The sequence below is a fragment of the Cupriavidus mimosae genome (genome assembly GCF_023952485.1).
GTDB lineage: Bacteria > Pseudomonadota > Gammaproteobacteria > Burkholderiales > Burkholderiaceae > Cupriavidus > Cupriavidus taiwanensis_C.
The window spans coordinates 670,909-697,632 of record NZ_JALHRY010000001.1 but is presented as its reverse complement, the minus strand read 5'-3'; the positions used below and the strand labels follow the sequence as shown (position 1 = coordinate 697,632).

24 protein-coding genes are annotated in these 26,724 nt (G+C 66.3%); 12 read left to right on the top strand and 12 right to left on the bottom strand.

The annotated features are described in order from the left end of the window. The first annotated feature begins 8 nt into the window (after positions 1–8). Both infA and MKD50_RS03035 read left to right on the top strand, forming a co-directional pair. Positions 9–230 carry a translation initiation factor IF-1 gene (infA, locus tag MKD50_RS03040; RefSeq protein ID WP_008646230.1) on the top strand — a complete coding sequence of 74 codons (222 nt, stop codon included), beginning with the start codon at positions 9–11 and terminating at the stop codon, positions 228–230. Positions 231–313: 83 nt separating this feature from the next. After that, complete coding sequence (locus MKD50_RS03035; protein WP_115701516.1) at positions 314–568, top strand: translation initiation factor 1; 255 nt, start codon at positions 314–316, stop codon at positions 566–568. A gap of 54 nt (positions 569–622) precedes the next feature. Here the strand turns inward: MKD50_RS03035 and MKD50_RS03030 are convergent, their stop codons facing one another. The 3 genes from MKD50_RS03030 to MKD50_RS03020 form a co-directional block, all read right to left on the bottom strand. Further along, on the bottom strand, positions 623–997 hold the full coding sequence (locus MKD50_RS03030; RefSeq protein WP_018008445.1) for a hypothetical protein: 375 nt from the start codon (positions 995–997) through the stop codon (positions 623–625). A gap of 302 nt (positions 998–1,299) precedes the next feature. Further along, positions 1,300–1,599 (bottom strand): hypothetical protein, encoded by a 300-nt coding sequence (locus MKD50_RS03025; RefSeq protein WP_115701518.1) that lies wholly within the window; start codon positions 1,597–1,599, stop codon positions 1,300–1,302. A gap of 177 nt (positions 1,600–1,776) precedes the next feature. Then, positions 1,777–1,980 (bottom strand): cold-shock protein, encoded by a 204-nt coding sequence (locus tag MKD50_RS03020; protein WP_020202065.1) that lies wholly within the window; start codon positions 1,978–1,980, stop codon positions 1,777–1,779. A 281-nt stretch (positions 1,981–2,261) separates the two neighbouring features. Between MKD50_RS03020 and MKD50_RS03015 the strand changes: the two genes are divergently transcribed. Further along, positions 2,262–2,480, top strand: a complete 219-nt coding sequence (locus MKD50_RS03015; RefSeq protein ID WP_018008441.1) for a hypothetical protein — start codon at positions 2,262–2,264, stop codon at positions 2,478–2,480. A gap of 81 nt (positions 2,481–2,561) precedes the next feature. On the opposite strand, the gene MKD50_RS03010 is transcribed toward MKD50_RS03015, so the two are convergent. Both MKD50_RS03010 and MKD50_RS03005 read right to left on the bottom strand, forming a co-directional pair. After that, on the bottom strand, positions 2,562–4,799 hold the full coding sequence (locus MKD50_RS03010; protein ID WP_115701521.1) for an NADP-dependent isocitrate dehydrogenase: 2,238 nt from the start codon (positions 4,797–4,799) through the stop codon (positions 2,562–2,564). 344 nt (positions 4,800–5,143) lie between these two features. Beyond that, entirely contained in the window at positions 5,144–6,685 is a 1,542-nt protein-coding gene (locus MKD50_RS03005) for a methyl-accepting chemotaxis protein (protein WP_252666483.1), read from the bottom strand. A gap of 276 nt (positions 6,686–6,961) precedes the next feature. Between MKD50_RS03005 and MKD50_RS03000 the strand changes: the two genes are divergently transcribed. Next, positions 6,962–7,396, top strand: coding sequence for a phasin family protein (locus tag MKD50_RS03000; RefSeq protein WP_115701526.1), 435 nt, complete (start codon positions 6,962–6,964; stop codon positions 7,394–7,396). A gap of 23 nt (positions 7,397–7,419) precedes the next feature. On the opposite strand, the gene MKD50_RS02995 is transcribed toward MKD50_RS03000, so the two are convergent. The 6 genes from MKD50_RS02995 to MKD50_RS02970 all read right to left on the bottom strand — a co-directional run bounded on the left by MKD50_RS02995 (position 7,420) and on the right by MKD50_RS02970 (position 14,026). Then, a complete protein-coding gene (locus MKD50_RS02995) occupies positions 7,420–7,725 on the bottom strand; it encodes a DUF1272 domain-containing protein (protein WP_252666341.1) in 306 nt (101 codons plus the stop codon). A gap of 91 nt (positions 7,726–7,816) precedes the next feature. Continuing rightward, positions 7,817–9,160 (bottom strand): NADP-specific glutamate dehydrogenase, encoded by a 1,344-nt coding sequence (gene gdhA, locus MKD50_RS02990; RefSeq protein WP_115701531.1) that lies wholly within the window; start codon positions 9,158–9,160, stop codon positions 7,817–7,819. Between the two features lie 379 nt (positions 9,161–9,539). Next, positions 9,540–10,295, bottom strand: coding sequence for a DeoR/GlpR family DNA-binding transcription regulator (locus MKD50_RS02985; RefSeq protein ID WP_115701533.1), 756 nt, complete (start codon positions 10,293–10,295; stop codon positions 9,540–9,542). 164 nt (positions 10,296–10,459) lie between these two features. Further along, the gene (gene phnY, locus MKD50_RS02980; protein WP_252666340.1) at positions 10,460–11,923 is read right to left on the bottom strand and encodes a phosphonoacetaldehyde dehydrogenase; all 1,464 of its coding nucleotides are present in this window, start codon (positions 11,921–11,923) and stop codon (positions 10,460–10,462) included. A gap of 62 nt (positions 11,924–11,985) precedes the next feature. Next, entirely contained in the window at positions 11,986–13,248 is a 1,263-nt protein-coding gene (gene phnA / locus MKD50_RS02975; RefSeq protein ID WP_252666339.1) for a phosphonoacetate hydrolase, read from the bottom strand. 61 nt (positions 13,249–13,309) lie between these two features. Further along, positions 13,310–14,026 carry a phosphonate utilization associated transcriptional regulator gene (locus MKD50_RS02970; protein ID WP_252666338.1) on the bottom strand — a complete coding sequence of 239 codons (717 nt, stop codon included), beginning with the start codon at positions 14,024–14,026 and terminating at the stop codon, positions 13,310–13,312. 264 nt (positions 14,027–14,290) lie between these two features. Here MKD50_RS02970 and MKD50_RS02965 point away from each other — a divergent pair, with 264 nt between their 5' ends. The 5 genes from MKD50_RS02965 to MKD50_RS02945 all read left to right on the top strand — a co-directional run bounded on the left by MKD50_RS02965 (position 14,291) and on the right by MKD50_RS02945 (position 20,520). After that, positions 14,291–15,325 (top strand): putative 2-aminoethylphosphonate ABC transporter substrate-binding protein, encoded by a 1,035-nt coding sequence (locus MKD50_RS02965; RefSeq protein ID WP_116380007.1) that lies wholly within the window; start codon positions 14,291–14,293, stop codon positions 15,323–15,325. Between the two features lie 94 nt (positions 15,326–15,419). Further along, positions 15,420–16,541, top strand: coding sequence for a putative 2-aminoethylphosphonate ABC transporter ATP-binding protein (locus MKD50_RS02960; protein ID WP_252666337.1), 1,122 nt, complete (start codon positions 15,420–15,422; stop codon positions 16,539–16,541). Then, the gene (locus MKD50_RS02955) at positions 16,532–18,373 is read left to right on the top strand and encodes a putative 2-aminoethylphosphonate ABC transporter permease subunit (RefSeq protein ID WP_252666336.1); all 1,842 of its coding nucleotides are present in this window, start codon (positions 16,532–16,534) and stop codon (positions 18,371–18,373) included. Before MKD50_RS02960 ends, MKD50_RS02955 begins: the two co-directional genes overlap by 10 nt. Positions 18,374–18,411: 38 nt before the next feature. Further along, the gene (locus MKD50_RS02950; RefSeq protein ID WP_252666335.1) at positions 18,412–19,545 is read left to right on the top strand and encodes a 2-aminoethylphosphonate--pyruvate transaminase; all 1,134 of its coding nucleotides are present in this window, start codon (positions 18,412–18,414) and stop codon (positions 19,543–19,545) included. A 123-nt stretch (positions 19,546–19,668) separates the two neighbouring features. Next, positions 19,669–20,520 (top strand): EamA family transporter, encoded by an 852-nt coding sequence (locus tag MKD50_RS02945; protein WP_252666334.1) that lies wholly within the window; start codon positions 19,669–19,671, stop codon positions 20,518–20,520. 30 nt (positions 20,521–20,550) lie between these two features. Here MKD50_RS02945 and MKD50_RS02940 read toward each other — a convergent pair whose 3' ends face one another. Then, positions 20,551–21,459 (bottom strand): LysR family transcriptional regulator, encoded by a 909-nt coding sequence (locus tag MKD50_RS02940; RefSeq protein WP_305882066.1) that lies wholly within the window; start codon positions 21,457–21,459, stop codon positions 20,551–20,553. A 122-nt stretch (positions 21,460–21,581) separates the two neighbouring features. Between MKD50_RS02940 and MKD50_RS02935 the strand changes: the two genes are divergently transcribed. From MKD50_RS02935 to MKD50_RS02925, 3 genes are all read left to right on the top strand, one after another. Beyond that, positions 21,582–22,490, top strand: coding sequence for a sterol desaturase family protein (locus tag MKD50_RS02935; RefSeq protein WP_252666333.1), 909 nt, complete (start codon positions 21,582–21,584; stop codon positions 22,488–22,490). Continuing rightward, positions 22,376–23,956: a coniferyl aldehyde dehydrogenase gene (locus MKD50_RS02930; protein WP_252666332.1), complete on the top strand. Its 1,581-nt coding sequence runs from the start codon at positions 22,376–22,378 to the stop codon at positions 23,954–23,956. The genes MKD50_RS02935 and MKD50_RS02930 overlap by 115 nt, the downstream gene beginning before the upstream one ends. A gap of 125 nt (positions 23,957–24,081) precedes the next feature. Continuing rightward, the gene (locus tag MKD50_RS02925; protein ID WP_252666331.1) at positions 24,082–26,568 is read left to right on the top strand and encodes a GcvT family protein; all 2,487 of its coding nucleotides are present in this window, start codon (positions 24,082–24,084) and stop codon (positions 26,566–26,568) included. The last annotated feature ends 156 nt before the right edge of the window (positions 26,569–26,724 follow it).

The window sequence follows — 26,724 nt, the reverse complement described above, 5'->3', positions numbered from 1 at the left end:
GAGCTCCCTTGGCAAAAGAAGAACTGGTCGAATTTGGCGGCAAGGTGTCGGAAGTGCTGCCCGACAACCGCTTTCGCGTGATCCTGGAAAACGGCTTCGAAGTCTGGGCGTACTCGTCCGGGCGGCTGAAGAAGAACCGCATCCGCGTGCTGGCGGGCGACCGTGTCACGCTGGAGATGTCGCCCTATGACCTGACCAAGGGCCGCATCAACTACCGGCACAAGTCCTAGCCGGCACCCCTTCGCCATGGCATGCGCCGCGCCGGCGCGTGCCGTCCCGCAATGCTCTATCCCTCAATCAAGGAGAATCGATCATGTCCGTCATCGAAGAATGGGAAGCCCTGCACCTGACGCCGGAAGGCTGGCAGCCGGGCAGCTACCGGCACGCGCCCTGGCAAGCCGTGGAAATCGCACCGCCCGCGGCGGGCGTGCTGACCGTCAGGCGCCATGTGACGGCCACCTATTGCGGTCCGTCGCGCGCGGTGGAGGACCGTACGCCGGAGATCACGGACATGGCGCTAATCGAAGCGCTGCTGGAGCGCCACGGCGACCCCGTGTTCCAAATTTGACGCCAGGCGGCGTTCCGCGCAGCCGCCTACTGTTGCCGCTGGCGCACTGACACGTCAGCCAAGCACGCGCACATGCGGCCGGGCCGTCCTGAGCCCGGCGCCGACCGTGCGCAACTCGCCGTCCCACGGGGCGGCGGCCAGGTCCAGCACATAGTCGCCCTCGCGCGCTTTGTCGTGCAGCTGGTCGCGCACCACCTGGCCGATGGCCAGGCGGCACAGCGCCTCGCCATTGGTGGCAAGCTGGCCGCGCAATGCGGCCGGGTCGGTCAGCACGCCGAACGAACGCCGCCCCACGCCGACGAAGCTGGTGAACAGCACGCCGGTGGGACGCTCGGCATCGATAAAGCAGATGGCCACGTGGTAGGTGGTGCCTTTGCCCTCGCCGGGCAACGTGCACAGAAAACCGGATGATCCCGTACGTATGTCCATGAACGGACTCCTTGCAGTCTGACAGATGACGCCGCGCGCCTCCGGTTGCGCAACGGGCCGGATCGGCCCGCACGCTGCAAACACCGGCGCCCTATAGCGACGCCCTATAGCGACGCCCTTTAGCGACCCCTACAGCGACGCCCTACAGCGATGCCCTACAGCGACGCCACGGATTCACCGGCAACCAGCCCGTTGATGATGTCTTCGCCGAACTGCAGCGCGCCGCGGCACGCCGACGGCTCCATGCGGCATGATGCCGCGTCGATGGAAAGGAGAAATGCAGGAACGGCGCCGGGGTCTGCTCAGGACACCGGCAATCCGGACGAGGTCACCGACACCCCGGGCACCGCGCCGTTGATGATGGCTTCGGCATAGCGCAGCGCACCACGGCGGGCGCCGCCGACGTTGTCCCACGGCGTGGCATCCAGGCGGAACGTGCGCGCCTGCGCGCCTTCCGGCGACTCGCCCTCGAGACAGATCACCACCGCTGCATCGAACGAGCGGTCGGGCCGGGGCTCTGGCCACACGCGCGTGATGGTGTGCTTGTACACCAGGGGATAGAGGTCGTACCCCTTGTAAGTCGCAGCTGGATAGATATCCATGGCAGCCTCCGGCGGAATGGTGGTGTTGCCCCCACTCTACGCCTGTTGCGGGCCGCGCAGTGGCTTTATTTCGCCATCGGCCGGCATCATGCCGGGCAAAAAGAAAAAGCTCCGCCACAGCGGAGCTTTTCTTATCGAACTGGCGCCGGGGCGCTCAGCTCAACTGGTTCGGCGCGCTCAGATCGGCTCGATCTTGGTCGCGGCCGGGCCCTTCTGGCCGACGCCGGCGACGTAACGCACCTTCTGGCCTTCTTGCAGCGACTTGAAACCGCTGCCCTGGATTTCGGAGAAGTGCGCGAACAGGTCGTTGCCGCCTGCATCAGGCGTAATGAAGCCAAAACCCTTCGAATCGTTGAACCACTTGACGGTACCGGTTTCCATGTTGGATTCCTCAAAAAGTATTTCTTGCCTGGCAAAAGCGCCGGCAAGGCATGACGATCAAGGAAGTAACTTGGAGAATAAGTGGCGCCGTGTGGGCAAGCACCTGGACTTCGAGATTGCTGCTTGAAAGACCTGCACTCACCCTTATACAGGTGCCTCCGCCCCGGGTCAATGCACTTCGCCAGATCGGCAGGAAATTGCGGCAATATGCGTCGCATGGGCTGGCTGCGGGCCGCGCTGTCCGTGCGTGCTACAGTGCCGCATCGAACGGACAAGAACGAATGACACTCTGCCCTGCCTGCCAGGCCATCGAACGCCACCGCCGCGGTGCCCCCGGGCACGCCGCGCTACGCATCACCGACACCCAACGCATCAAGCCGCCCGGTTCGGCCGCGGTGACCATCAGCACCTTTGTGTGCCAGGACTGCGGCGCGCGCTGGACTTACCGGGACCAGAAAAAAGGCACCGAACAAGGCTGGGAAGTACAACCGGACACTTAACGCCCGGCCCTGAAAAGAAAAACCCCGGACCAGAGTCCGGGGTCTTGTTCACGCGCGGCCCGCAACGCGGGCCGACTGCGCTCAGGCTGCCACCGAGGCCAGCGCCGCGTTCAGCGTCTGGCTCGGGCGCATCGCGGCGCTGAGCTTGGCCGCGTCCGGCTGGTAGTAGCCTCCGATGTCCACCGGCTGGCCCTGCACCGCGGCGAGTTCGCCGACGATCTTCTGCTCGTTGTCGGTCAGCGTCCTGGCCAGCGGCGCGAACCTGGCGGCCAGTTCCGCGTCGTCCGACTGCGCGGCCAGTTCCTGGGCCCAGTACATCGCCAGGTAGAACTGGCTGCCGCGGTTGTCGAGCTGGCCGGTCTTGGGCGACGGGCTCTTGTTGTTGTCGAGCAGCTTGCCGGTGGCGGCATCCAGCGTCTTGGCCAGGATCTTGGCCTTGCCATTGCCGGTCTTGATGCCGACGTCTTCCAGCGACACCGCCAGCGCCAGGAACTCACCCAGCGAATCCCAGCGCAGGTGGTTTTCTTCCACCAGTTGCTTGACGTGCTTGGGTGCCGAGCCGCCGGCGCCGGTTTCATACATGCCGCCGCCGGCCATCAGCGGCACGATCGACAGCATCTTGGCGCTGGTGCCGAGTTCCATGATCGGGAACAGGTCGGTCAGGTAGTCGCGCAGGATGTTGCCGGTCACCGAGATGGTGTCCAGGCCGCGGATCACGCGTTCCAGCGTGTAGCGCATGGCGCGCACCTGCGACATGATCTGGATGTCCAGGCCGCTGGTGTCGTGGTCCTTCAGGTAGGCCTCGACCTTCTTGATCAGCTCGGCCTCGTGCGGACGGTACGGGTCCAGCCAGAACACCGCCGGCATGCCCGAGTTGCGCGCGCGCGTGACGGCCAGCTTGACCCAGTCGCGGATCGGCGCGTCCTTGACCTGGCACATGCGCCAGATGTCGCCCTGCTCGACGTTCTGCGTCAGCAGCACTTCACCGGTGGCCAGGTCGACGATGTTGGCGACGCCGTCTTCGGCGATCTCGAAGGTCTTGTCGTGCGAGCCGTATTCCTCGGCCTTCTGCGCCATCAGGCCGACGTTGGGCACGGTGCCCATGGTGGTCGGGTCGAAGTTGCCGTTGGTCTTGCAGAAGTTGATGATCTCCTGGTAGATCCGGGCGAAGGTGCTTTCCGGGATCACCGCCTTGGTGTCCTTCGGACGGCCGTCGGCGCCCCACATCTTGCCGCCGATGCGGATCATGGCCGGCATCGAGGCATCGACGATCACGTCGTTGGGTGCGTGCAGGTTCGAGATGCCCTTGGCCGAGTCCACCATCGCCAGTTCGGGGCGATGCTCGTGGCAGGCGTGCAGGTCGCGGATGATCTCTTCGCGCTTGGAGCTTGGCAGCGACTCGATCTTCTCGTACAGGTTGACCAGGCCGTTGTTGACGTTGACGCCCAGTTCGTCGAAGAGCGCGCCGTGCTTGGCGAAGGCTTCCTTGTAGAAGATCTTGACGGCGTGGCCGAACACGATAGGGTGCGACACCTTCATCATGGTCGCCTTGACGTGCAGCGACAGCATCACGCCGGTGGCGCGGGCGTCTTCGAACTGCTCTTCATAGAAGGCGCACAGGGCCTTCTTGCTCATGAACATGCTGTCGATGATCTCGCCGTCCTGCAGCGCCACCTTGGGCTTGAGCACGATGGTCTTGCCGCTCTTGGTGATCAGCTCCATCTTGACGTCGCGCGCGCGGTCCAGCGTCATCGACTTCTCGCCGTGGTAGAAGTCGCCGTGCTTCATGTGCGCCACGTGCGTGCGCGAGGCCATGCTCCACTCGCCCATGCTGTGCGGGTGTTTGCGCGCGTAGTTCTTGACCGCGGCCGGGGCGCGGCGGTCGGAGTTGCCTTCGCGCAGGACCGGGTTCACGGCCGAGCCCAGGCACTTGGAATAGCGCTTCTGGATCGCCTTTTCTTCGTCGGTCTTGGGATCTTCCGGATAGTCGGGCACCTTGTAGCCCTTGCCCTGCAGTTCGCGGATGGCGCTGACCAGCTGGTGCACCGAGGCCGAGATGTTCGGCAGCTTGATGATGTTGGTGTCCGGCAGCTGCGTCAGCTTGCCCAGCTCGGCCAGGTTGTCCGGCACGCGCTGCGCTTCGGTCAGGAATTCGGGGAACTCCCCCAGGATCCGGCCCGCCACCGAGATATCGCTGGTGGTCACGTTGATGCCGGCCGGCTTGGTGAAGGTCTGGATGATCGGGAGGAACGCACTGGTCGCCAGCAGCGGGGCTTCGTCGGTCAGCGTGTAGATGATGGTGGGTTGCTGGGTACTCATTGCTTCTCTCAGATCCTCTATCGGTGGGTGGGACTTCTGCCTGCCGGGTCACGGTCAGGGCAACAAACTAGGCGAAAAGTAGAATTTTGCCTCAGTTTGCTTTCACGAATCTGAAAACCACCGCATCCGGGCCGGCAATCGGGCAGAAAATTGGGCTGATCACGGGCTTGTGCGGTCGGATGGCGTCCATTGCACCTGAACGGTGCCGTCCAGACGGGGCCATCAAAAAATGGGGACAGGAATGCGCCGCCGGCTGGCCGGCAAGTGCCACCGACGAATCACATCCGCGGTGAGGTCGCGCGCCCCGCTCCGCAAAGGGAGAGGGGCAAACTGCAGCAAGCCCATCAGGCCGCCAGCCTGAACGTCGCCACCGCCTCCTTCAGCCGCTGCGCCTGCTCCTCGAGCGAGCCCGCCGCCGCCGCGGCCTCTTCCACCAGTGCCGCGTTCTGCTGCGTCACCGTATCCATCTGCGTCACCGCCTGGTTCACCTGCTCGATGCCCGAGCTCTGCTCGGCCGACGCGGCGCTGATCTCGCCCATGATGTCGGTCACGCGCTTGACCGCGGCGACGATCTCTTCCATGGTCTGGCCCGACTGCGTCACCAGCATCGAGCCCTTTTCGACGCGATCGACCGAATCGCCGATCAGCGCCTTGATCTCCTTGGCCGCGGTAGCGCTGCGTTGCGCCAGCGTGCGCACTTCGCCCGCCACCACCGCAAAGCCGCGGCCCTGCTCGCCGGCGCGCGCGGCTTCCACCGCCGCATTGAGCGCCAGGATATTGGTCTGGAACGCAATGCCCTCGATCACGGCGATGATGTCGACCACCTTCTTCGACGCGCCGTTGATCTCTTCCATGGTCTCGGCCACCTTGCCCGCGACTTCACCGCCCTTTTCGGCGATATCCGAGGCGTTGACCGCGAGCGTGCTGGCCTGGCGCGCGTTGTCGGCGTTCTGGCGCACGATGCTGGTCAGTTCTTCCATGCTGGCGGCGGTCTGCTGCAGCGAGGAGGCCTGTTCCTCGGTGCGCTGCGACAGGTCGGTGTTGCCCGCCGCGATCTGGCTGGTGCCCGACACGATCGATTCGGTGCCGGCGCGCACCTGGCGCACGATGCGCAGGATATTGGCGTTCATGTCCGCCAGCGCCTGCAGCAGCTGGCCGGTCTCGTCGCGGCTGTCGACCTCGATGCGGCTGGTCAGATCGCCCGACGCCACCGTGCGCGCCACCGCCACGGCGCGATGCAGCGGACGCGTGATGCCGATGGTGAGCCAGAACGCGAACGCAATGCCGATCCCCAGCACCACCACGCCCAGCCCGATCAGGCTGTTGCGCGCGTTGACGTAGATGGCGTTGATCTCGCGCGCGGTGGCGTCGATGCTGGCGCGCTGGATGTCGAGCAGCTTCTGGATCTCGGCCAGGTAGGCGTCGCCGGCGGGAACGAACTCCCGCTCCAGCACCTGGTTGGCTTCCTCGGTCAGGCCTTCCTGCTTGAGCCTGGTGATCTTGTCGCGGCCGTTGTTGTAGGGGTCGCGCACGCTGAGGATCTTCTGGAACGCGGCCTTTTCCTGCTCCGAGCCGAGCATCGGCTGCAGCTTGTCGCGCAGCTGGGCAATGCCTTCGATCGATGCCTTGGTCTCGGCGGCAAAGAACTGGCCCAGCGACGGGTCGGCGCTGCGCGCCACCGCGGTGGTACGGCGCACACTGGTATGCATGAGGCGGTACCAGTCGCTGACCAGCCGCTCCTTGGTCAGCGGCTGCTGCATCATCGCGTGGGTGCGCTCGGCCACCTGCTGCAGGCGCAGCATGCCCAAGCCCGTCATCAGCGCCGCAAGCAGCAATACCACCCCAAAACCGATGCCGAGGCGAACCCCGATACCTAGATTCTTCATTTCTTCTACCTGATTAGCATTGGTCATGGCGAAGTGCTGCCGCGCCTGAAACGGCTCGGCGCAATGCTCTTCGCTCTCATTGTCCGCGGGTAGGCCGGGTCGGGCCGACGCACCGGCGGGCTATGGATGCCAACGGCAGCGGCGACGGTAACTTTAGGGTCTTCCTCGATTGACGGCCAGAAGTGTGCGGATACCGGCTATAGTGGACAGGATCCCGGCCAAAGGGCACGCCCCCCCGCCGGCCGACCTGCCAGTCCTTCCACCAGGAGACCCAGCATGGCCACGCCTCCCAATCCCTTTGCCGATTTCACCAGGATGATGGAACAGTTCCGCCTGCCGGGTGTGGACATGAGCGCGGTAGTCGAAGCGCGCCGCAAGGACATCGAGGCCCTGACCGAGGCCAACCGGCTGGCCTATGAAGGCATGCAGGCCATCGTGAGGAAGCAGCAGGAGATCTTCGCCCAGACCATGCAGCAGCTGCAGGCGGCCGCCCAGCAGTACGGCACGGCGAGCAATCCGGCCGAGGCCATGGCCAGGCACAGCGAGTTCGTGCAGCAGCAACTGCACCAGGCGCTGGAGAATATGCGCGCGCTCGCCGAGACCGCGCAGAAGGCGCAAGCCGAGGCGCTTGCGGTGATCAGCAAGCGCGCCGAACAGAACGTGAAGGAGGCCGGGGAAATTCTCCAGCCGAAAACCAAACCCCGCGGCTAGCGCCGCTCAGCGAAACCGCGCGGCTAGCGCCGCTCAGGCGGGACCTGCCCCACCGCCTCGACCAGGCGGGCATGCGCGGCCAGGTCCACCGGCCGGTGCTTGACCGTGGTACTGGCCGGGTTGTTGCCCAGGTAGTTGCCGTTCTTCCAGTCCTGCGCCGGCCGCACCGGCCGCGGCGCGAAGCCGCCGCCGCAATTCGGGCAGACATTGCCGAGCAGTTCGACGCAGCCCGCGCAGAAGGTGCATTCAAACGAGCAGATGCGCGCTTCGACTGAATCCGGCGGCAGGGGCTTGTTGCAGTGTTCGCAGCCTGGTCTGAGTTCCAGCATGGCGCATGGCTCCTTTTCTGGATGAGCGGTTCGGGAGCGCCATCGTAGCCGGATTCCGCGCGGCCGGCATGGCGCCGGCCGCTGCTCCAGGTCAGATCACGCCTTGCGCCAGCATGGCGTCGGCCACCTTGACGAAGCCGGCGATGTTCGCGCCTTCCACGTAGTTAATGTAGCCATCCGCCTTCTGGCCGTGGTGGATGCAGTTCTGGTGGATGTCCTTCATGATCGCGTGCAGCTTCTCGTCGACCTCGGCATGGTGCCAGGACAGGCGCATCGCGTTCTGCGACATCTCCAGGCCCGAGGTCGCCACGCCGCCGGCGTTGCTGGCCTTGCCCGGCGCGTACAGGATCCTGGCGTCGACAAAGCGGTCCACCGCCTCAAGCGTCGACGGCATGTTGGCGCCTTCGGCCACGCAGATCACGCCGTTGCCCAGCAGGGTCTCGGCATCGTTGCCGTCGAGTTCGTTCTGGGTGGCGCACGGCAGCGCCACGTCGGCGGGCACGTGCCACGGGGTGCGCCCGGCTTCGAAGCTCATGCCGTGGCGGGCGGCAAAGTCCGACAGGCGGCCGCGCTCTTCATTCTTGAAGGCCATGACTTCGGCCAGCTGTTCGGTGGTCATGCCCTGCGGGTAGTGCAGCACGCCGCCGGAATCGGACAGCGTCAGCACCTTGGCGCCCAGCTCGATCGCCTTCTCGGCCGCGTACTGCGCCACGTTGCCCGAGCCGGAGATCAGCACGCGCAGGCCGTCGAAGCCGCGCCCGCGACGGTGCAGCATTTCCTGGGCGAAGTAGACCGTGCCGTAGCCGGTCGCTTCCGGGCGCATCAGGCTGCCGCCGTAGGCCAGGCCCTTGCCGGTAAACACGCAGGCCGACTGGTTCGACAGCTTCTTCATCATGCCGGCCATGAAGCCGACCTCGCGCGCGCCCACGCCGATGTCGCCGGCCGGGATGTCGGTATCCGGGCCCAGGTGGCGGTACAGCTCGGTCACCAGCGCCTGGCAGAAGCGCATCACTTCACCGTCCGACTTGCCCTTGGGATCGAAGTCCGAGCCGCCCTTGCCACCGCCCATGGGCAGCGTGGTCAGCGCGTTCTTGAAGGTCTGTTCGAAGCCCAGGAACTTCAGCACCGACAGGTTCACGGTCGGGTGGAAGCGCATGCCGCCCTTGAACGGGCCGATGGCGGAGCTGTGCTGCACGCGGAAGGCGCGGTTGACCTGGACGCGGTTCTGGTCGTCGGTCCATGCCACGCGAAACTGGATCACGCGCTCGGGCTCGACCAGTCGCTCGAGCAGGGCCTGGTCGGCGTAGCGCGGGTTGCGCTCGACGAACGGCCACAGCGTCATCATGACTTCCTTCACGGCCTGGAGGAATTCGGGTTGATTGGGGTCGCGGCGGGCAACCCCCGCCAGAAATGCTTCAAGGGAAGGAGAATTCACGGATGTCTCTTGCTGTGCTGGAGTGGCAGGGTCCGGCAGCCTTGCCGGCTGGATGCCGGTCTGCGGTGCCGTCTGGCGTTGCGCCGATGGAAGGTGGGTCGCCTCCGGTTTATCGGACGGGCACGGCTGACCATGCCGGTCCGACAACCCAGCACTTTAGCACCGCCATGGGGCACACAACAGTCAAAACACCTGTGACAGCGGCGTCAAAGCCGCATTTTGGTGCGCGGCCGGACGGATTTGCGTGCGATCAGCGGACATGGCGGTTCAGTTAGCCGTCGTTCCCGCGAAGGCGGGACCCCAGTGACTTCATCCCCGAAGGGGACGTGCAAGACGCTGGATTCCCGCCTTCGCGGGAATGACAGGCCAGGGCAGCACGTTACGCAATCAGCAGCTTGTTGCCCCGTTCCTTCAGCGCCGCGCCCAGCTCCGGATCCGGCGCCATGTCGGTAATCACCCAGGCCGCCAGCTCGGCATGCTTGATGGTGACGCCGGTGTTGCGGCCGAACTTGGTGTGGTCGGCGACCACGCAGGCCACGTCGGCGGCCAGCAGCATGCGGCTGCGCAGTTCGGCCGCGGCGCGCGAGAAATCGCAGATCTCGCCGCGTGGCGTGATGCCGCCGATGCCGATAAAGGCGAAGTCAGTGTGGTAGCGCGACAGCTGCTCGATGGTGTCCCACCCGTGGGTGGCGTCTTCGTTGTCCTGCAGCTCGCCGCCCAGCACGATCACGCGGTTGCCGTTGCGCCGGCCCAGCAGCTGGGCGATGGCCAGGTCGTTGGTGTAGACCAGCAGGTTGTGGTGCCCGTGCAGCGCCTGCGCCACTGCATGCGTGGTGGTGCCGTAGTCGAGGATCAGCGAAGCACCGTCGCGCACCAGCTCGGCCGCGCGCACGCCGATGGCGCGCTTGCCCTCGGCATTGACCTGCGCGCGGGTCTGGGTATCGGGCTCGGTCCGGTCCGGCGCCAGCGCGCCGCCATGGGTCAGCACCAGCAGCCCGCGCGTGGCCAGCGCATTGAGGTCGCGGCGGATGGTCTCGCGCGATACGTCGAGCTCGCTCACCAGCTCGCTGATGGCCAGCGCGCCGGTCGCGGACAGCTGGTCGAGGATGTATTTCTGCCGTTGTTCGGCGAGCACGGGGACTCCGGGAGGGTCGGGGACTTGGGGGCTGATTCTAGCGCAGCAGGGTCACCCCGAGCGACCTTGCGCGAAACTGCGACGGCCCTTCCCGTAACCGCCTGGGTTCTCCCTCTCCCGCGCGCGGGAGAGGGGAGCAAACCCGCAGCGGTTTCAGCCCTGATTCACCCCCACGGCAACGTAATCGTCTTCAAATTGGTAAAGCTCTTCGCCGCCTCCTGCACCCCCTCCTTGTAGCCCAGCCCCGAGTCCTTGATCCCGCCGAACGGCGTCAGTTCGATCCGGTAGCCAGGCACTTCCCACAGGTTGACGGTGCCCACATGCAGCGAATTGGCGATTTTTGTGAAGGCCTCGATATTGTTGGTGCACACCCCCGACGACAGCCCGAACGCGGTGCCGTTGGAGATCCGGATGGCATCGTCCACATCGCGGAAGGTGATGATGGGCGAAACCGGACCGAAGGTTTCCTCGCGCACCACCGTCATCGACGGATCGACGCGGTCCAGCACCGTGGGCGCATAGCTGGCGCCGTTGCGCTGGTTGCCGACCAGCAGCCGCGCGCCCTGCGCCACCGCCTCGTTGACGCGCGCCTCGAACAGCATGGCCGCGTCTTCGTCGATCACGGTGCCCATGTCGACGCCGCGGTCCATCGGGTCACCGTATTTCCAGGCGCGGGTCTTCTCGACCACCAGTTCGGTGAAGCGCGCAGCCACGGCCTGGTGCACCAGCATGCGCTTGACCGCGGTGCAGCGCTGGCCGGAGTTCTTGTACGAGCCCTGCACCGCCAGGTCGGAGGCGCGGTCCAGGTCGGCGTCGTCCAGCACGATCAGCGGGTCGTTGCCACCCAGCTCGAGCACCACGCGCTTGTAGCCGGCCTTGCTGGCAATGTACTTGCCGATCGCGACGCCGCCGGTGAAGGTGACCAGGTCCACCGCCGGGTGTGTGATCAGCTCGTCGGCGATCTCGCGCGGGTCGCCGGTGACCACCTGGAACATCTGCGGCGGCAGACCGGCTTCGTACAGCAGGTCGGCGAGGTAGAACGCCGACAGCGGCACCTTTTCCGATGGCTTGAGCACCATGCGGTTGTTGGTGGCGATCGACGGCGCGACCTTGTGCGCGACCTGGTTCATCGGGTGGTTGAACGGCGTGATGGCGCTGATCACGCCCATCAGCGGCTCGCGCTGCGTCATCACGCGGCGCTTCTTGCCGTGCGGGGTGAGGTCGCACGAAAACAGCTGGCCGTCGTCGCGCAGCGCCTCGGTGGCGGCAAAGCCCAGCACGTCGGCGACGCGGCCGATCTCGTACAGCGAATCCTTCTTGGACAGGCCGGATTCGAGCGTGATCAGGTCCGAGGCCTCCTCGGTGCGCTCGCGCAGCAGGGCCGCGGCGCGGTTCAGGATGGCGGCGCGCTCATAGCGCGTCAGCGTGGCGCGGTAGGCCTGGCCCACCTCGAAGGCGCGGCGCACATCGTCGAGCGTGGCCTTGGGCACGGTGCCCACCAGCGATCCGTCAAACGGGTTGCGCACTTCGATGAGGCGCTCGCGCACGATCTTCTGGCCGTCGATGCGCAGCGCTTCGGCGCGGAAATGGGGGCTGACGGCGCCAGCGGGAAATTGGGGGGCGTTCATGAGTCTCCTCCGGTAGATGCGGGTCAGGCAGCGGCTCGAACCGCCAGATGCGATGCAGGCGTTCAGTGCAGGTGGTTCAGCGCGACATCGAAGATGTCGAAATTGCGCAGCATGGCCTTGCCGGGAATGCCGGCGGTGGCGCGGTTGAACACCAGCGGCACGGTCTGCTCCGACACGCCGCCGTGCGAGCGCAGCGGCGCGTCGAGGCCGGACAGGTCATGGCGGCTGCGGCTGGTGCCCAGCACCACATGCTTGTCGCTGGTGACCACCAGATCGCCAACGCGGTCGGACGGCAGCTCGAAGCGGGCACAGGCGTCGGCGTTGGTCAGCACGCTTTCCACGCCTTGCAGGTCGGACAGGCGCGCCTGGATCGCGGCAGCGTCGGCATCGTCGGGCAGGTAGATGGTGGCGTAGGAGCCCAGCGCGCCGTGGTGGACCACGTACGGATCGGTGATCGGCAGGATCACGCGCGCGCCGCCGTCTTCCACGCCGCGGCCCAGCCAGGCATCCAGCTGGTCCTGCAGGTAGATCACGTTGGGCGCCTTGGTGGCGTCGTCATGCTTGGCGTTCATGCCGTGGTCGGCGGTCAGCGCCACCACGCAGCCGAGTTGGTCCAGCCGCGCCAGGTACTTGTCCATCATCGCGTAGAAGGCATTGGCACCGTCCGAGCCGGGCGCGAACTTGTGCTGGATATAGTCGGTGGTGGACAGGTACATCAGGTCCGGGCGGCGCGTTTCCATCAGGCGCACGCCGGCGGCGAAGACAAATTCGGACAGCTCGGCGCTGTAGACGTCCGGCACCGGCATGCCCACCAGATCGAGCACGCCGTCGATGCCGTTCTCGGCCACGGTGGCCTGGTCGGCCTTCTCCGACGAGAAGCAGATGCCGCGCATGCCGTGGCCCAGCAGCCGGCGCAGCTTGTCCTTGGCGGTGACCACGGCCACGCTGGCGCCAGCCTCGGCAAAGGCGGCCAGGATGGTGCCGGCGCGCAGGTACTTGGGGTCGTTCATCATCACTTCCTCGCCGCGCCCGCCGTTGGCGCTGCGATCGAAGAAGTAGTTGCCGCAGATGCCGTGCACGGCCGGCGGCGCGCCGCAGACGATGGACAGGTTGTTGGGGTTGGTGAAGGTCGGCACCACGCACGCGCCGCGGAACGCGGAACCGGCGTCCAGCAGCCGCTTCAGGTAAGGCGCCCGTCCGCTGGCCGCGGCGGCCTCCAGGTAATCGAACTCGCAGCCGTCGACGCAGACCACCACGACGGGCTGCTGCATCCAGCGATAGCTGCGCTGGTTGACGGTGATGGTGCGGGCGTTGGTATCGGGCATGGTCGGTTCCGGTGCGGGATCGCGGTCGGTAAGGCGGTAGTCGAGTTGGATTCGGTCAGGTTCAGGCGGCGCCATCGGTGCCGGTGCCGGGGCCCGCCGCGGCCACCGCGGCATGCATGCGCGCGCGGCCGCGCTCGACGTGCTCGCGCATCAGGCGCGCGGCCAGTTCGCCGTCGCGCGCGGCAATCGCCGAGACGATGGCGCGGTGCTCGCGGGTGGAATCGGGCATGGCGGCGTGGCTGCGCGACAGCGCCTCGCGCCGGAACAGCGTCAGTTCCTTGACCAGGCGCCGGTAGGTCTCCAGCAGCTTGCGGTTGCCGGCCAGCTCGACCATGCGATCGTGGAAGGCCAGGTTCAGCCGCGTGTATTCATCGACATCGCGCGCCTGGCTCGCCGCGTCGAGCGCCTCCACCAGGGCGCGCAGTTCGCGCAGGCTCTCGGGCGTGATGCGCGCGGCCAGCTGCCGGCCGATGAATTCGTCCAGCACCGCGCGCAGTTCATAGATCTCATCGGCTTCCTCCACCGAGATGGCGCGCACGTACACGCCGCGGTTCTTCTCGGTGCGTAGCAGCCCTGCCTGCTCCAGCGCGCGGAACGCCTCGCGCACCGGACCGCGCGACACATTGAGCTGCCCGGCGACTTCGATCTCATTGAGCTTGGCGCCGGGCGCCAGTTCGCCGGACATGATCCGCAACTCCAGTTCGCGCTGCACCAGGGTAGTCAGGGACTGGCTCTGCAGGATGGTGATTTCGCTCGCCAGCGGGCCTTGGCGTGACATGAACACTCCCGTTTGTGACGGATTCAGCAATATCGAAAATCCTTATTGCCATTAAAGCAAGCGGTTTGTATATTGTCAACAATCAAGACATCGGCGCAGTCAGAGGGGTGACGAAGCCAACGCCAAAAATCGGGCACATGTCTTGCAAGTGTTGTAGCACAAGGGTTTCACGGTGATTCGATGTTGTGCAGCGCGCCCCGTGGCATTGCAACAGATTCACCACATTGACACATTTCTCCACCTACAATGCCGGAAGGAGTCCCCATGCAACCGTCCTTCACCACCACCCTGCGCACCGCCGCCACCCTGCTTGCGCTAGCCGCCTCCGGCACCGCGCTGGCCCAGAAAACCACGCTCACCGTCTATACGGCGTGGGAAACCGAGACCCTCAAGCCCTATGCCGAGGGCTTCGCCAAGGTGGCGCCCGATATCGAGCTGAAGTACGTGCGCGATTCCACCGGCGTGATCACCGCCAAGGCACTGGCCGAGAAGGCCAACCCGCAGGCCGACGTGATCGCCGGACTGGCGGCGTCGAGCCTGGAACTGCTCAAGCAGGAAGGGATGCTCGCGCCCTACACCCCCAAGGGCTTCGAGAAGCTGACGCGCGACTACAGCGACAAGGCCACGCCGCCGTCATGGGTGGGGCTGGATGTGTGGGGCGCGACCATCTGCTTCAACACCATCGAGGCCAAGAAGCGCAACCTGCCGCGCCCCGAGACCTGGAAGGACCTGGCCAAGCCGGTCTACAAGGGCACCATCGTGATGCCCAACCCGGCCTCGTCCGGCACCGGCTTCCTCGACGTGACCGCCTGGCTGCAGCTCTACGGCGAGCAGGAAGGCTGGAAGTACATGGACGCGCTGCACGAGAACATCGCGCAGTACACGCATTCCGGCTCCAAGCCCTGCAAGCAGGCCGGCTCGGGCGAGTTCCCGATCGGCATCTCGTTCGAGCTGCGCGCGCACAAGACCCTGGCCGCGGGCGCGCCGATCGAGATGATCTTCCCCAAGGAGGGCCTGGGCTACGACATCGAGGCCGCCGGCATCGTCAAGGGCACCAAGAAGATGGAGGCCGCGCAGCGCTACCTGGACTGGCTCGCCAGCAAGGAAGCCAACCAGCTGTTCGCCAGGGACTGGGCCATCGTCGCCTACCCGGGCGTGGCGAGAAAGGTCGAGACCATCCCGGCCAACTACGAGCAGATGCTGGTCAAGAACGATTTCGGTTATATCGCCAAAAACCGCGAGAGGGTGCTGACCGAATGGCAGAAGCGCTACGCCAGCAAGTCGGAGAAGCAGCCCTGAGCGCCTGAGAGCCGTTTTGTACCGGCGCCGCCGGCCCGCCTCGCGGGCAGGCGGCGGCGGGGTCCCCCCAACAGAACACACCAGGCCCCACGCCATGCAGACCTCCACATCCACGGCCGAGACCTATCTCAGCCTGAAAGGCATCCACAAGCGCTTCGGCGGCAGCAGCGGCGCCTTCGTCGCCCTGCACAACATCGACCTCGACGTGCGCCAGGGCGAGCTGCTGTGCTTCCTGGGCCCGTCGGGTTGCGGCAAGACCACGCTGCTGCGCATCATCGCGGGGCTGGAATCGCAGAACGCCGGCACCATCCATCAGGGCTGGCGCGATATCTCCACGCTGCCGCCGATGGAGCGCGACTACGGCATCGTGTTCCAGTCCTATGCGCTGTTCCCCAACCTGACCGTGGCCGACAACGTCGCCTACGGCCTGGTCAACCGGCGCATGCCGCGCGACCAGCGCCGCGCGCGCGTGGCGGAACTGCTGACGCTGGTGGGGCTGCCCGATCGCGGCAACCAGTATCCGGCGCAGCTGTCGGGCGGCCAGCAGCAGCGCGTGGCGATCGCGCGCGCGCTGGCCACCTCGCCCGGCCTGCTGTTGCTGGACGAGCCGCTGTCGGCGCTCGACGCGCGCGTGCGGGTGCGGCTGCGCAGCGAGATCCGCGCGCTGCAGCAGCGCCTGAACATCACCACCATCCTGGTCACGCACGACCAGGAAGAGGCATTGTCGATGGCGGACCGCATCGTGGTGATGAACCAGGGCGCGATCGAGCAAGTCGGTACTCCGGCGCAGGTTTACCAGCGCCCGGCCACGCCGTTCGCGGCCGACTTCGTCGGCAAGACCAACATGCTGGGCGCACGCGTCTGCGGCGACGGCGAGCTGCACCTGGGCGGCGTGCGCATGCGCTGCGCCGCGCCGGCGGGCTGCTGCCCCGACGAGGACGTGCAGGTGTTCTTCCGCCCCGAAGACGTCTGCGTGCGCGGCATCGAACAGCATGGCCCCAATGTGCTGGAGGCCACCGTCGACAAGATCGAGTTCCTCGGCGCGTTCTCGCGGCTGACGCTGCGGCTGCCCGATGCCGCACCCGCGGCCGGTGGCGCGCTGTATGCCGACCTCTCGCTCAATGACCTGCACGAGCTGCGCCCGCACACCGGCGACCGGCTGCGCCTGGCCATTCCCGCTGACCGTATCCGCATCTTCCGCCACGCATGCGCATGAGCCTCACTGCGGCGCCGGCCACCACGTCTGCCTCCCTGCCGGCTACCGATACCCTAGCCCCCGCCTCGGCCAGCGCGCCGGCGGGGCCCGCCAACCCTGGTGCGCAGCCCTCCCCGCTGCAGGCAGCGCCGGTCTCGCCGGCGCTGGTCGCCACCGCAGTGCGCGCGCACTGGACCGACCGCCTGGCCCACGTTCTGCTGGCGCTGGCCGCGCTGGCGCTGGCCTGCTTCGTGCTGGCGCCGATCGTGATGATCCTGGCCAAGAGCGTGCAGAACCGCGACGGCACCCTGGCCGGCATCGCCCACTTCCGCGCCTATTTCGAATCGCCCGCGCTGCTGCGCTCGGTGTGGAACAGCCTGTGGGTCTCGGCGCTGGCCACCTGCATCACGGTGCCGCTGGCGTTCGGCTTTGCCTATGCGCTCACACGCAGCCGCATCGCCTGCAAGGCGCTGCTGCGCAACCTGGCGCTGATCCCGCTGCTGGCGCCCTCGCTGCTGGCAGCCATCTCCTTCATCTTCTGGTTCGGCAACCAGGGCCTGTTCAAGCCCTGGATGGGCAGCACCCAGATCTACGGGCCGCTCGGCATCGTCGCGTCGCTGGTGTTCGCCACCTTTCCGCATGCGCTGATGATCCTGATCACGGCGCTGTCGCTGACGGATGCGCGGCTGTATGAAGCCGCCGATGCGCTGGGCACCTCGACCGTGCGCAAGTTCTTCACCATCACCGTGCCGGGCGCGCGCTACGGGCTGGTCAGCGCCGCCATGGTGGTGTTCACCTATGCAATCTCGGACTTCGGCATCCCCAAGGTGATCGGCGGCAACTTCCACATGCTGGCGACCGACATCTACAAGCTGGTGATCGGCATGCAGGATTTCTCGCAGGGTGCGGTGGTGTCGCTGATGCTGCTGGTGCCGGTGGCCGTGACCTACTGCGTCGACGCGCGCGTGCAACGCCGCCAGATGGCGCTGATGTCGGCGCGCTCGGTGCCCTACGTGCCGCGCCGCAGCCCGCGCTATGACATGGCCATGGCGGTGTTCTGCTGGCTGATGGCGGCGCTGATGCTGGCGGTGATGGGCATGGCGGTGTACGCGTCTTTCGTCAAGCTGTGGCCGTACAACTTCTCGCTGTCGCTGAACCACTACCGGGTCGGGCTGGTCGAGGGCGGCGTGGTCGATTCGTACCTGAACAGCTTGCGCATGGCGGGCCTGGCCGCGGTGATCGGGCCGGTGTTCATTTTCGCCACCGCCTACCTGCTGGAGAAGACCCGCGGCATGGACTGGCTGCGCGGCTTCGTGCGGCTGATGGCGGTGCTGCCGATGGGCGTGCCGGGGCTGGTGCTGGGCCTGGGCTACATCTTCTTCTTCGTGCCGCAGGCCAATCCCCTGCACGGGCTGTACCAGACTCTGGGCATCCTGGTGCTGGTGACCATCGTCCACTACTACGCATCGTGCCACCTGACCGCGGTGACCGCGCTCAAGCAGCTCGACAGCGAGTTCGAGGCCGTGTCGGCATCGCTCAAGGTGCCGTTCTACAAGACCTTCTTCAAGGTCACGGTGCCGGCCTGCCTGCCCGCCATCCTGGAGATCTCGCGCTACCTGTTCATCAATGCGATGACCACGGTCTCGGCGGTGGTGTTCCTGTACGGCGCCGATACCAAGCTGGCCTCGGTCGAGATCGTCAACCTGGACGAGTCCGGCGACATCGGCCCGGCGGCGGCCATGGCCACGCTGGTGGTGCTGACCTCGGCCTTCGCCTGCCTGCTCTATTACCTGCTGCAACGCGTGCTCGATTGCAAGACTCAGGCCTGGCGCCAGGGCCAGGGCAACGACTGATCTTCCCTCTTTCACTCCTTCCCAATCAGGAGCTCACCATGATCCGCGGCAACGATCCGATCCTTCTGACCCCCGGCCCCCTGACCACCTCGCTCGCCACCAAGCAGGCGATGCTGCGCGACTGGGGCTCGTGGGATGCCGGCTTCAACAGCATCACGCGCAGCCTGTGCGACGACCTGGTGCGCATCGTCCACGGCGACGGCACCCATGTGTGCGTGCCGATGCAGGGCAGCGGCACCTTCTCGGTGGAAGCCGCCATCGCCAACGTGGTGCCGCGCGACGGCAAGGTGCTGGTGCCGCAGAACGGCGCCTACTGCCAGCGCATCCTGAAGATCTGCAAGGTACTCGGGCGCGCCAGCGTGGAACTGCCGATCCCGGAAGACCAGCCCGCCAGCGCCGCGCTGATCGAGGAAGCACTGCGGCGCGACCCGTCGATCACGCACGTGGCGCAAGTGCACTGCGAGACCGGCGCCGGCGTGCTCAACCCGCTGCAGGACATCGCGCTGCTGTGCCAGCGCCTGGGCAAGGGCCTGATCGTCGATGCCATGAGCTCGTTCGGCGCGATCGAGATCGATGCCCGCACCATGCCCTTCGATGCGCTGGTGGCCGCCACCGGCAAGTGCATCGAGGGCGTGCCCGGCATGGGCTTCGTGCTGGTGAAGCAAGAGGTGCTGGAAGCCAGCCAGGGCAACAGCCACTCGCTGGCGCTGGACCTCTACGACCAGTACGTCTACATGCAGAAGACCACGCAGTGGCGCTTCACCCCACCGACGCACGTGGTGGCGGCATTCCGGGCCGCGCTGGACCAGTTCCTGGAAGAGGGCGGCCAGCCGGTGCGCGGCGCGCGCTATCGCCGCAACTGCGACACGCTGGTAAAGGGCATGGCGGCGCTGGGCTTCCGCGCCTTCCTGCCGGCGGCGGTGCAGGCCCCGATCATCGTCACCTTCCACGCGCCGGCGGATGCGCGCTATGACTTCAAGAGCTTCTACGCCAAGGTGCGCGAGCGCGGCTACATCCTGTACCCGGGCAAGCTGACCCAGGTGGAAACCTTCCGCGTGGGCTGCATCGGCGCGATCGACGACAACGAGATGCGCAACGTGGTGACGGCAATCGGCGAGGTGCTAAGGGAGATGGGGATCGAGATGCAGGGGCGGCTGGCAGAGGCGGCTTGACAGACTGAACGTCCCAAGTCGCCCGCAGCAAGCTCCCCTCTCCCGCAAGCGGGAGAGGGGAGAAAACATGCGGGTTCGCGTAATGTCCCGACGCAGCAAACCACAAGAACCAACCACCCCTTCATGTCCCTCCCCCCGGATTTCCACGGCCTCGCCTTTGCCGCCGTGATGCTGTCGGCGCTGATGCACGCGTCGTGGAACGCCATCGTCAAGATCGGCGGCGACCGGCTCTCGTCGATGGCGCTGATCGACACCTTCTGTCTGCTGGTGGCGCTGCCCTTCCTGCTGCTGGTGCCCGTGCCCGCGCCGCAGGTGTGGCCATTCCTGCTGGCCACGGTGGCGCTGGAGGTGGTCTACAAGTTGTCGCTGGTGGCCGCCTACAACCGCGGCGACTTCAGCCAGGCCTATCCGCTGATGCGCGGCTCGGCGCCGATGATGGTGGCGATGCTGCTGTTGCTTACCGGGAGCGAGCGGTTGGGCCCGGGCGGCTATGCCGGCATCGCGCTGATCTGCTGCGGGTTGGTCAGCCTGGTGCACTGGCGCCGGCAGGCGCCCGACCTGCTTGGCTTCGCGCTGCTGGCCGGGGCCTGCCTGGCGGGCGGCACCGTGATCGACGGCACCGCGGTCAAGCGCCATGGCGAGGTGCTGACCTACATCGTGTGGCTGCAGGCGATGTCGCACGTGTTCATGCCCGGCTACGCCTTTGCCCGCCGCGGCACGTCACTGCTGACGCTGCTGCGCACGGAATGGAAGCGAGCCGGCATCGGCGGCATCAACCGCGTGGGCTCGTATGCGCTGATGCTGTGGGCCATGACCATGGCGCCGGTGGCCAAGCTGGCGGCGCTGCGCGAGTCGAGCGTGATCTTCGCCGCGCTGCTGGGGCACTTCCTGCTGCGCGAGGCTTTCGACCGGCGGCGGCTGATTGCCACAACGCTGGTGCTTGCGGGCATTGTGACGCTGCAGATGGCGCGGTAGCGGTCATATTCCCGTGGCGATCCGCGTCAGCTAGCTGTTCATTTCGCGGGCTACCCGCGTGAAGCAGGCGATGGCATTCTGCGCCATCGGCGATGGCGTCCGGTTGCGAAGGCTCACCACTCCCATTTCGGAATACAGCGAGGGCAGCCCGCGGATTTGCAGCGGCAACAGCGCGCCTGACTCAACATCTGTCCGCATCGACACCTGCGTCGCGGCAAGCACCGTGTCGGTGGACAACGCCACGCGCCGGAGCACGGCAATGTCATCGCATTCCAGCGCAAGAACGGGTTCCTGGCCCGCAGGTAAACCAAGCAACCTTGCCAGCGCAGCTCGCACCGGGCTTGGCAGCTTCGTCGCCGCGATGCCATACGCCCAGGCGTCCTTCAACGAGCATTGACGTCCGGCAAGCGGATGCGCGGCGCGGACGTAGAGGTCGCCGCGCTGCTTTCCCAGGGGATGGATATCCAGCGCCGCGTCATCGGGCAGGTCGCGCACATCGGCGACGAAGAACTCGATATCCTCGGCGCGCAGGCGTTCCAGCAACTGCTGCCAGTTGCTCTCCTCCACGCGCAAGGCAACCTCCGGATGCAGTCGGCGCAATTCGGTCAGCACCAGCGGCAAGAGGGTCGCGGCCGGGAAGGGCCCGATGCCGAATGCCGTGTCGCCCAACTGACTGTCGCGATAGAGATCGACATCGCGCTGCAGGCAGCGTGCCTCGAACAGCAGCCGCCGCGCCCGCGCGACCACGAATTCGCCGGCCGGGGTTGGCCGCACATCTCCGACCTCGCGATCGAACAGGCGGATGCCAAGGTCGCCTTCAATGGCCTGGATGCTGCGACTGAAGGCTGGCTGGCTAAGGTGAACGCGCTCCGCCGCCCGCGCGAAATGCAACTCATCGGCAAGCGCCAGGACATGACTGAGGCGGCGGAGGTCCATCATTTCAATGCTCTCAACGCATTAGAACATTGCAAAGTATGCATTGGACGCATTAGCACGGCAAGCCTACAGTCATTCGGACGCTGGCGTCATACAGCCCATAAAGCGAGATCGGAGACACCCACATGAGTCCGCAGCTACAGAACATATTGATCGTGACACTCATGCTTGGCTTTGCCGGGCTGGAGATCGTCACACGGCGCTACAAGGATAGCGTTCACGCTACACAGGAAGACACCCGGCTGGAACTGGCCATGTTCCTGAGCTTGCTGGCGGTGGTGCAGCCGCTGCTCTTGCTCGCCACGAACGTGCTCTGCAGGTGGCTGATTCCGGAACAGCGTGGCGCCTGGGCGGACCTGCCGTGGTGGGCCATGGCCGCGATCCTGCTGGTTTGCGATGACCTCACCCAGTACTGGTGGCATCGGATCTCGCATACCCCACTGTTGTGGCCATTGCACCGTGCGCACCACACCGCGCAATACATGAGCATCCGCATCACGTACCGCAACAACTTCTTCTATTACCTGATGATGCCGGGTCTCTGGTTCGCGGGTGTGTTGCTGTACCTCGGCTTTGCCAAGGTCTACGGCGTCTACTTCGTCGTCAAGATCGCCGTGATTCTCGGGGCGCACAGCGCATGGCGCTGGGACGAACCCTTGTACAGGATCCGTGTACTGCGCCCGCTGATGTGGCTGCTGGAACGGACCATCTCGACGCCTGCCACGCACTGGGCCCATCACGCGCTGACCAACGAGGACGGCATCGGGCATTACAAGGGCAATTTCGGCAATCTCCTGTTCTTCTGGGACATCCTGTTCGGCACCGCCCACATCACGCGCAAGTACCCGGCCAAGGTCGGCTTGCAGGACGATCTGATCTTTGGCCAGGAGCGCTGGTTCATCCAGATGTTCTACCCGCTGTGCCAGTCTCGTCGCGCACATTCCGCGCTGCGCTTTGGCGGCCGCGCCTATGCCGAAGAGGAAACCCGATCCGATACGCTGCCGCAGGCCACCGAACAGCGGAGGTCGGCATGAATGACCGCGCGCTGACAGATCAGCAGGCCAGCCAGGTCATTGAGCATGCCCGCGTGGAAGCGCTGTTCGCTGCCCAGCAGCAGGCCTTCCTGCAGGACACCTGCCCGGACGCCGGCACAAGACGGAACCACCTGCGCGCACTCAAGCGGCAACTGCTGCGCTACCAGGACGTGCTGGCCGAGGCAATTTCGCGCGACTTCGGCGAGCGGGCCGTGGCCGAAACCAAGATGTTGGAAGTCCTGCCGACCACGCTCGAAATCCGGCACGCGATCTCGCACCTGCGCCGCTGGATGCGCCCGAGCCGGCGCAGGCCCGAACTGCTGTTTGCGACCAACAGCCTCCAGGTGAGATACCAGCCCAAGGGCGTGGTCGGGGTCATCGCCACCTGGAATTTCCCGGTCTACCTGTCGCTCGGGCCGCTGGTGACAGCGCTGGCGGCAGGCAACCGCGTCATGATCAGGATGCCGGAGACCACTCCGGCCACCAACGCCACGCTCAGGAAGATGCTGGGCGAGGTCTTCGCCGAGGACCATGTTGCGCTGATCGGCGAGGAGCTGGAAGACCCCGCCGTCTTCACCGCCCTGCCCTTCAACCACATTGTCTTCACCGGCTCGCCGGCGGTGGGCCGCATTGTCATGGCCCAGGCAGCGCGCAATCTCACGCCGGTCACGCTGGAACTCGGCGGCAAGTCGCCTGCCATCGTGTTGCGCGACTATCCGGTGCGCGAGGCCGCCAGAAGCATCGCCCATGGCAAGGGGATCAACTGCGGGCAGATCTGCGTGGCACCTGACTATGCATTGGTGCCGCGAGAGCAGGTGGACGCCTTCGTCGAGGCATTGCAGCAGAGCTTTGTGAAACTCTTCGGCAAGCTTACCGGCACCAACGCCGACTACACAGCGCTGGCCACCGACCGCCACGCGGCGCGGATACTGGACCTGCTGGACGATGCACGCGCCAAGGGCGCGACGGTCATCGCCTGCGGAGAGGTTGGCAGCGGGCGGCGCATGCCACTCCATATCGTCACGCATTGCACGCCGCAGATGCGCCTGATGCGCGAGGAAATCTTCGGCCCCGTCTTGCCCGTGGTGCCCTACGACACGCACGAGCAAGCAATCGAAATGGTGCAGCAGCAAGCACGCCCGCTGGCGCTGTACTGCTTCAGCCATGACAGGCCTGAACGCGAGAAGCTGCTGGCGCGCACGCATTCCGGCGGGGTCACCATCAACGACTGGGCCTGGCACGTGGTCAACCACGATGCGCCCTTTGGCGGCGTCGGCCAGTCAGGGATGGGCAATTATCACGGCGAGGAGGGATTCCGGGAGCTGTCGCACGCGCGCACCGTGTTCAAGCGGCATCGCTTCTTTCCCATCGGCTTGTTCCATCCGCCGTATGGCAACCTTGCGCAGCGCCTGACGCTGAAGCTGTTCGCCGGACATGGCGATCCTGAGGTGAAAGCGCCCTTCTGACCTCTGGCGCTTTAGTTGCCGCTGCCGCGTGGCGTCGACAGCTCTGTTGCATTTTGCGTTGTTGTTTGGCATTTTGTGGAATAAGATTCAGCCACACGCTGATCATCGTTCCCAAGGTGCCCTACATGCCCCCACCACTGCCCTCCCAAACCCGCGTCGTCATCATCGGCGGCGGCATCATCGGCTGCAGCGTGGCCTACCACCTGACCAAGCTGGGCTGGAAAGACGTGGTTCTGCTTGAGCAAGGGCAGCTCTCGTGCGGCACGACCTGGCACGCAGCGGGCCTGGTCGGCCAGCTGCGCGCGCAGGAGAGCATGACCAAGCTGATCCGCTACTCAACCCGCCTCTACAGCGAGCTGGAAGCGGAGACCGGCCTTGGCACCGGCTGGAAGCAATGCGGGTCGCTGTCGGTGGCGCGCACGGCTGAGCGCATGACGCAACTGCGCCGCACCGCGGCGGTGGCTCGGGCCTATGGTGTTGAATGCGAAGTCATCTCTGCGTCCCAGGCCGGCGAACTATGGCCGGTGATGCGCACCGACGATCTGCTTGGCGCGGTGTGGCTGCCGGGCGACGGCAAGGCCAACCCGACGGACCTCACGCAGGCGCTGGCACGTGGCGCGCGCTCACGCGGCGCGGTGGTCGCGCAGGACACCAAGACCACCGCGGTCCACACCCGCGATGGCCGCGCCACCGGCGTCAGCTGGCGCAACAAGGCCGGCGAAGAAGGCCGCATCGACGCGCAGATCGTGGTCAATTGCGCGGGGCAGTGGGCGCGCCAGGTGGGGCTGATGTGCGGCGTGACCGTGCCGCTGCATTCGGCCGAGCACTACTACATCGTCACCGAGCGCGTTGCCGGCGTGCATCCCGACCTGCCGGTGATGCGCGACCCCGACGGCTTTATCTACTTCAAGGAGGAAGTGGGCGGGCTGGTGATGGGCGGCTTCGAGCCGGACGCCAAGCCCTGGGGCATGCAGGGCATCCCCGAGCCGTTCGAGTTCCAGCTGCTGCCCGATGACTGGGATCAGTTCCAGATCCTGATGGAAAACGCGCTGGTGCGCGTGCCGGCGCTGGAAACCGCGCAGGTCAAGCAGTTCTACAACGGCCCGGAGTCCTTCACGCCAGACAACAACTTCATCCTCGGCGAGGCGCCGGAGCTGCGCAATTTCTACGTCGGCGCCGGCTTCAACTCGATGGGCATCGCCTCGGCCGGTGGCGCCGGCATGGCGCTGGCCGAATGGATCGTCGCGGGCGAGCCCACCATGGACCTGTGGCCGGTCGATATCCGCCGCTTCGCCGGCTTCAACGGCAACCAGGGCTGGCTGCATGACCGCGTCAAGGAAACGCTCGGGCTGCATTACGCCATGCCGTGGCCGAACCGCGAACTGGAGAGCGCGCGGCCGTTCCGCCGCTCGCCGCTGTATGCGCAGCTGCGCGATGCCGGCGCCGGCTTCGGCAGCAAGATGGGCTGGGAGCGGCCCAACTTCTTCGCGCCGGCGGACGCATCGCCCCAGATCGAATACGCCTTCGGCCAGCAGAACTGGCTGCCGTGGAGCGGCGCCGAGCACCGCGCCTGCCGCGAGGGCGTGGCGCTGTTCGACATGAGCTCGTTCTCCAAGTACCTGGTCAAGGGCGCCGATGCCGAGGCGGTGCTGCAGTACGTGATGAGCAACGACGTGGCGGTGCCCCCGGGGCAGACCGTCTATACCGCGATGCTCAACGAGCGCGGCACCTATGAGTCCGACCTGACCGTGACGCGGCTGGCGCACGACCAGTACCTGGTGGTGACCGGGTCGGCGCAGACCACGCGCGACTTCAGCTATATCGAGCGGCTGATCCCGGCCGACCAGCGCTGCGTGATCGTCGACGTCACCGGACAGTATGCGGTGCTGGCGGTGATGGGACCGCGCTCGCGCGAGCTGCTGCAGAAGGTATCGCGCGCGGATTTCTCCAATGACGGCTTTCCCTTCGGCAGTTCGCGCGAGATCGACCTCGGCTACGCCACCGTGCGTGCCACGCGCCTGACCTACGTGGGCGAGCTGGGCTGGGAACTGTACGTGCCGGTGGAGTTCGCGGTGGGCGTGTACGAGACCCTGCATGAGGCTGGCCGCGCGCTCGATCTGGTCAATGCCGGCTATTACGCGATCGAGTCGCTGCGGCTGGAAAAGGGCTACCGCGCCTGGGGCCGCGAGCTGTCGCCCTCGGTCAACCCGTTCGAGGCGGGACTGTCGTTCGCCTGCAAGCTGGCCAGCGGCATCGATTTCCGCGGGCGTGAAGCGCTGCTGCGGCTGCGCCACGCGGGCGCGCCCGCGCGGCGCATGGTGGTGGTGACGGTCGACGGCGCCAGCGATGCCATGCTGTGGGGCGGCGAGGCCGTGCTGCGCACCGGCCCCGACGGCAGCGTGCGCCCGGTGGGATCGCTCAGTTCCGCCGCCTTCGGCCATACGCTGGGCTGCCCGGTCGGCATGGCGCTGCTGGCGCGCGCGGACGGGCCGGCCGATGCGGCGTGGCTGGAAGCCGGCAGCTACCACGTCGACCTCGCCGGCGCCCTGCTGCCCGCGCGCGTGCACCTGCGCGCGCCCTACGATCCGGCCTCGGCACGGCCCAAGGCCTGAACGCAAGGGCGTGAACAAAAAGCCGGCGGGGAATATTCGCTCCGGCTGATAACCACTATTCAACGCCCTGCCTTGAGGTAAACCCTAGGCCACGGCGACAATCGCGGGGTCAGCGCAGCCGTTCAGCGCCAGGACCATGACAACCATGCCCCGCCC

Bases quoted from the DNA above. Each gene is read 5' to 3' on its own strand.
- MKD50_RS03035 (WP_115701516.1), top strand. From the start codon at position 314: ATGTCCGTCATCGAAGAATGGGAAGCCCTGCACCTGACGCCGGAAGGC.
- MKD50_RS03030 (WP_018008445.1), bottom strand. From the start codon at position 997: ATGGACATACGTACGGGATCATCCGGTTTTCTGTGCACGTTGCCCGGC.
- MKD50_RS03025 (WP_115701518.1), bottom strand. From the start codon at position 1,599: ATGGATATCTATCCAGCTGCGACTTACAAGGGGTACGACCTCTATCCC.
- MKD50_RS03020 (WP_020202065.1), bottom strand. From the start codon at position 1,980: ATGGAAACCGGTACCGTCAAGTGGTTCAACGATTCGAAGGGTTTTGGC.
- MKD50_RS03015 (WP_018008441.1), top strand. From the start codon at position 2,262: ATGACACTCTGCCCTGCCTGCCAGGCCATCGAACGCCACCGCCGCGGT.
- MKD50_RS03010 (WP_115701521.1), bottom strand. From the start codon at position 4,799: ATGAGTACCCAGCAACCCACCATCATCTACACGCTGACCGACGAAGCC.
- MKD50_RS03005 (WP_252666483.1), bottom strand. From the start codon at position 6,685: ATGAAGAATCTAGGTATCGGGGTTCGCCTCGGCATCGGTTTTGGGGTG.
- MKD50_RS03000 (WP_115701526.1), top strand. From the start codon at position 6,962: ATGGCCACGCCTCCCAATCCCTTTGCCGATTTCACCAGGATGATGGAA.
- MKD50_RS02995 (WP_252666341.1), bottom strand. From the start codon at position 7,725: ATGCTGGAACTCAGACCAGGCTGCGAACACTGCAACAAGCCCCTGCCG.
- phnY (WP_252666340.1), bottom strand. From the start codon at position 11,923: ATGAACGCCCCCCAATTTCCCGCTGGCGCCGTCAGCCCCCATTTCCGC.
- phnA (WP_252666339.1), bottom strand. From the start codon at position 13,248: ATGCCCGATACCAACGCCCGCACCATCACCGTCAACCAGCGCAGCTAT.
- MKD50_RS02970 (WP_252666338.1), bottom strand. From the start codon at position 14,026: ATGTCACGCCAAGGCCCGCTGGCGAGCGAAATCACCATCCTGCAGAGC.
- MKD50_RS02965 (WP_116380007.1), top strand. From the start codon at position 14,291: ATGCAACCGTCCTTCACCACCACCCTGCGCACCGCCGCCACCCTGCTT.
- MKD50_RS02960 (WP_252666337.1), top strand. From the start codon at position 15,420: ATGCAGACCTCCACATCCACGGCCGAGACCTATCTCAGCCTGAAAGGC.
- MKD50_RS02955 (WP_252666336.1), top strand. From the start codon at position 16,532: ATGCGCATGAGCCTCACTGCGGCGCCGGCCACCACGTCTGCCTCCCTG.
- MKD50_RS02950 (WP_252666335.1), top strand. From the start codon at position 18,412: ATGATCCGCGGCAACGATCCGATCCTTCTGACCCCCGGCCCCCTGACC.
- MKD50_RS02945 (WP_252666334.1), top strand. From the start codon at position 19,669: ATGTCCCTCCCCCCGGATTTCCACGGCCTCGCCTTTGCCGCCGTGATG.
- MKD50_RS02940 (WP_305882066.1), bottom strand. From the start codon at position 21,459: ATGATGGACCTCCGCCGCCTCAGTCATGTCCTGGCGCTTGCCGATGAG.
- MKD50_RS02935 (WP_252666333.1), top strand. From the start codon at position 21,582: ATGAGTCCGCAGCTACAGAACATATTGATCGTGACACTCATGCTTGGC.
- MKD50_RS02925 (WP_252666331.1), top strand. From the start codon at position 24,082: ATGCCCCCACCACTGCCCTCCCAAACCCGCGTCGTCATCATCGGCGGC.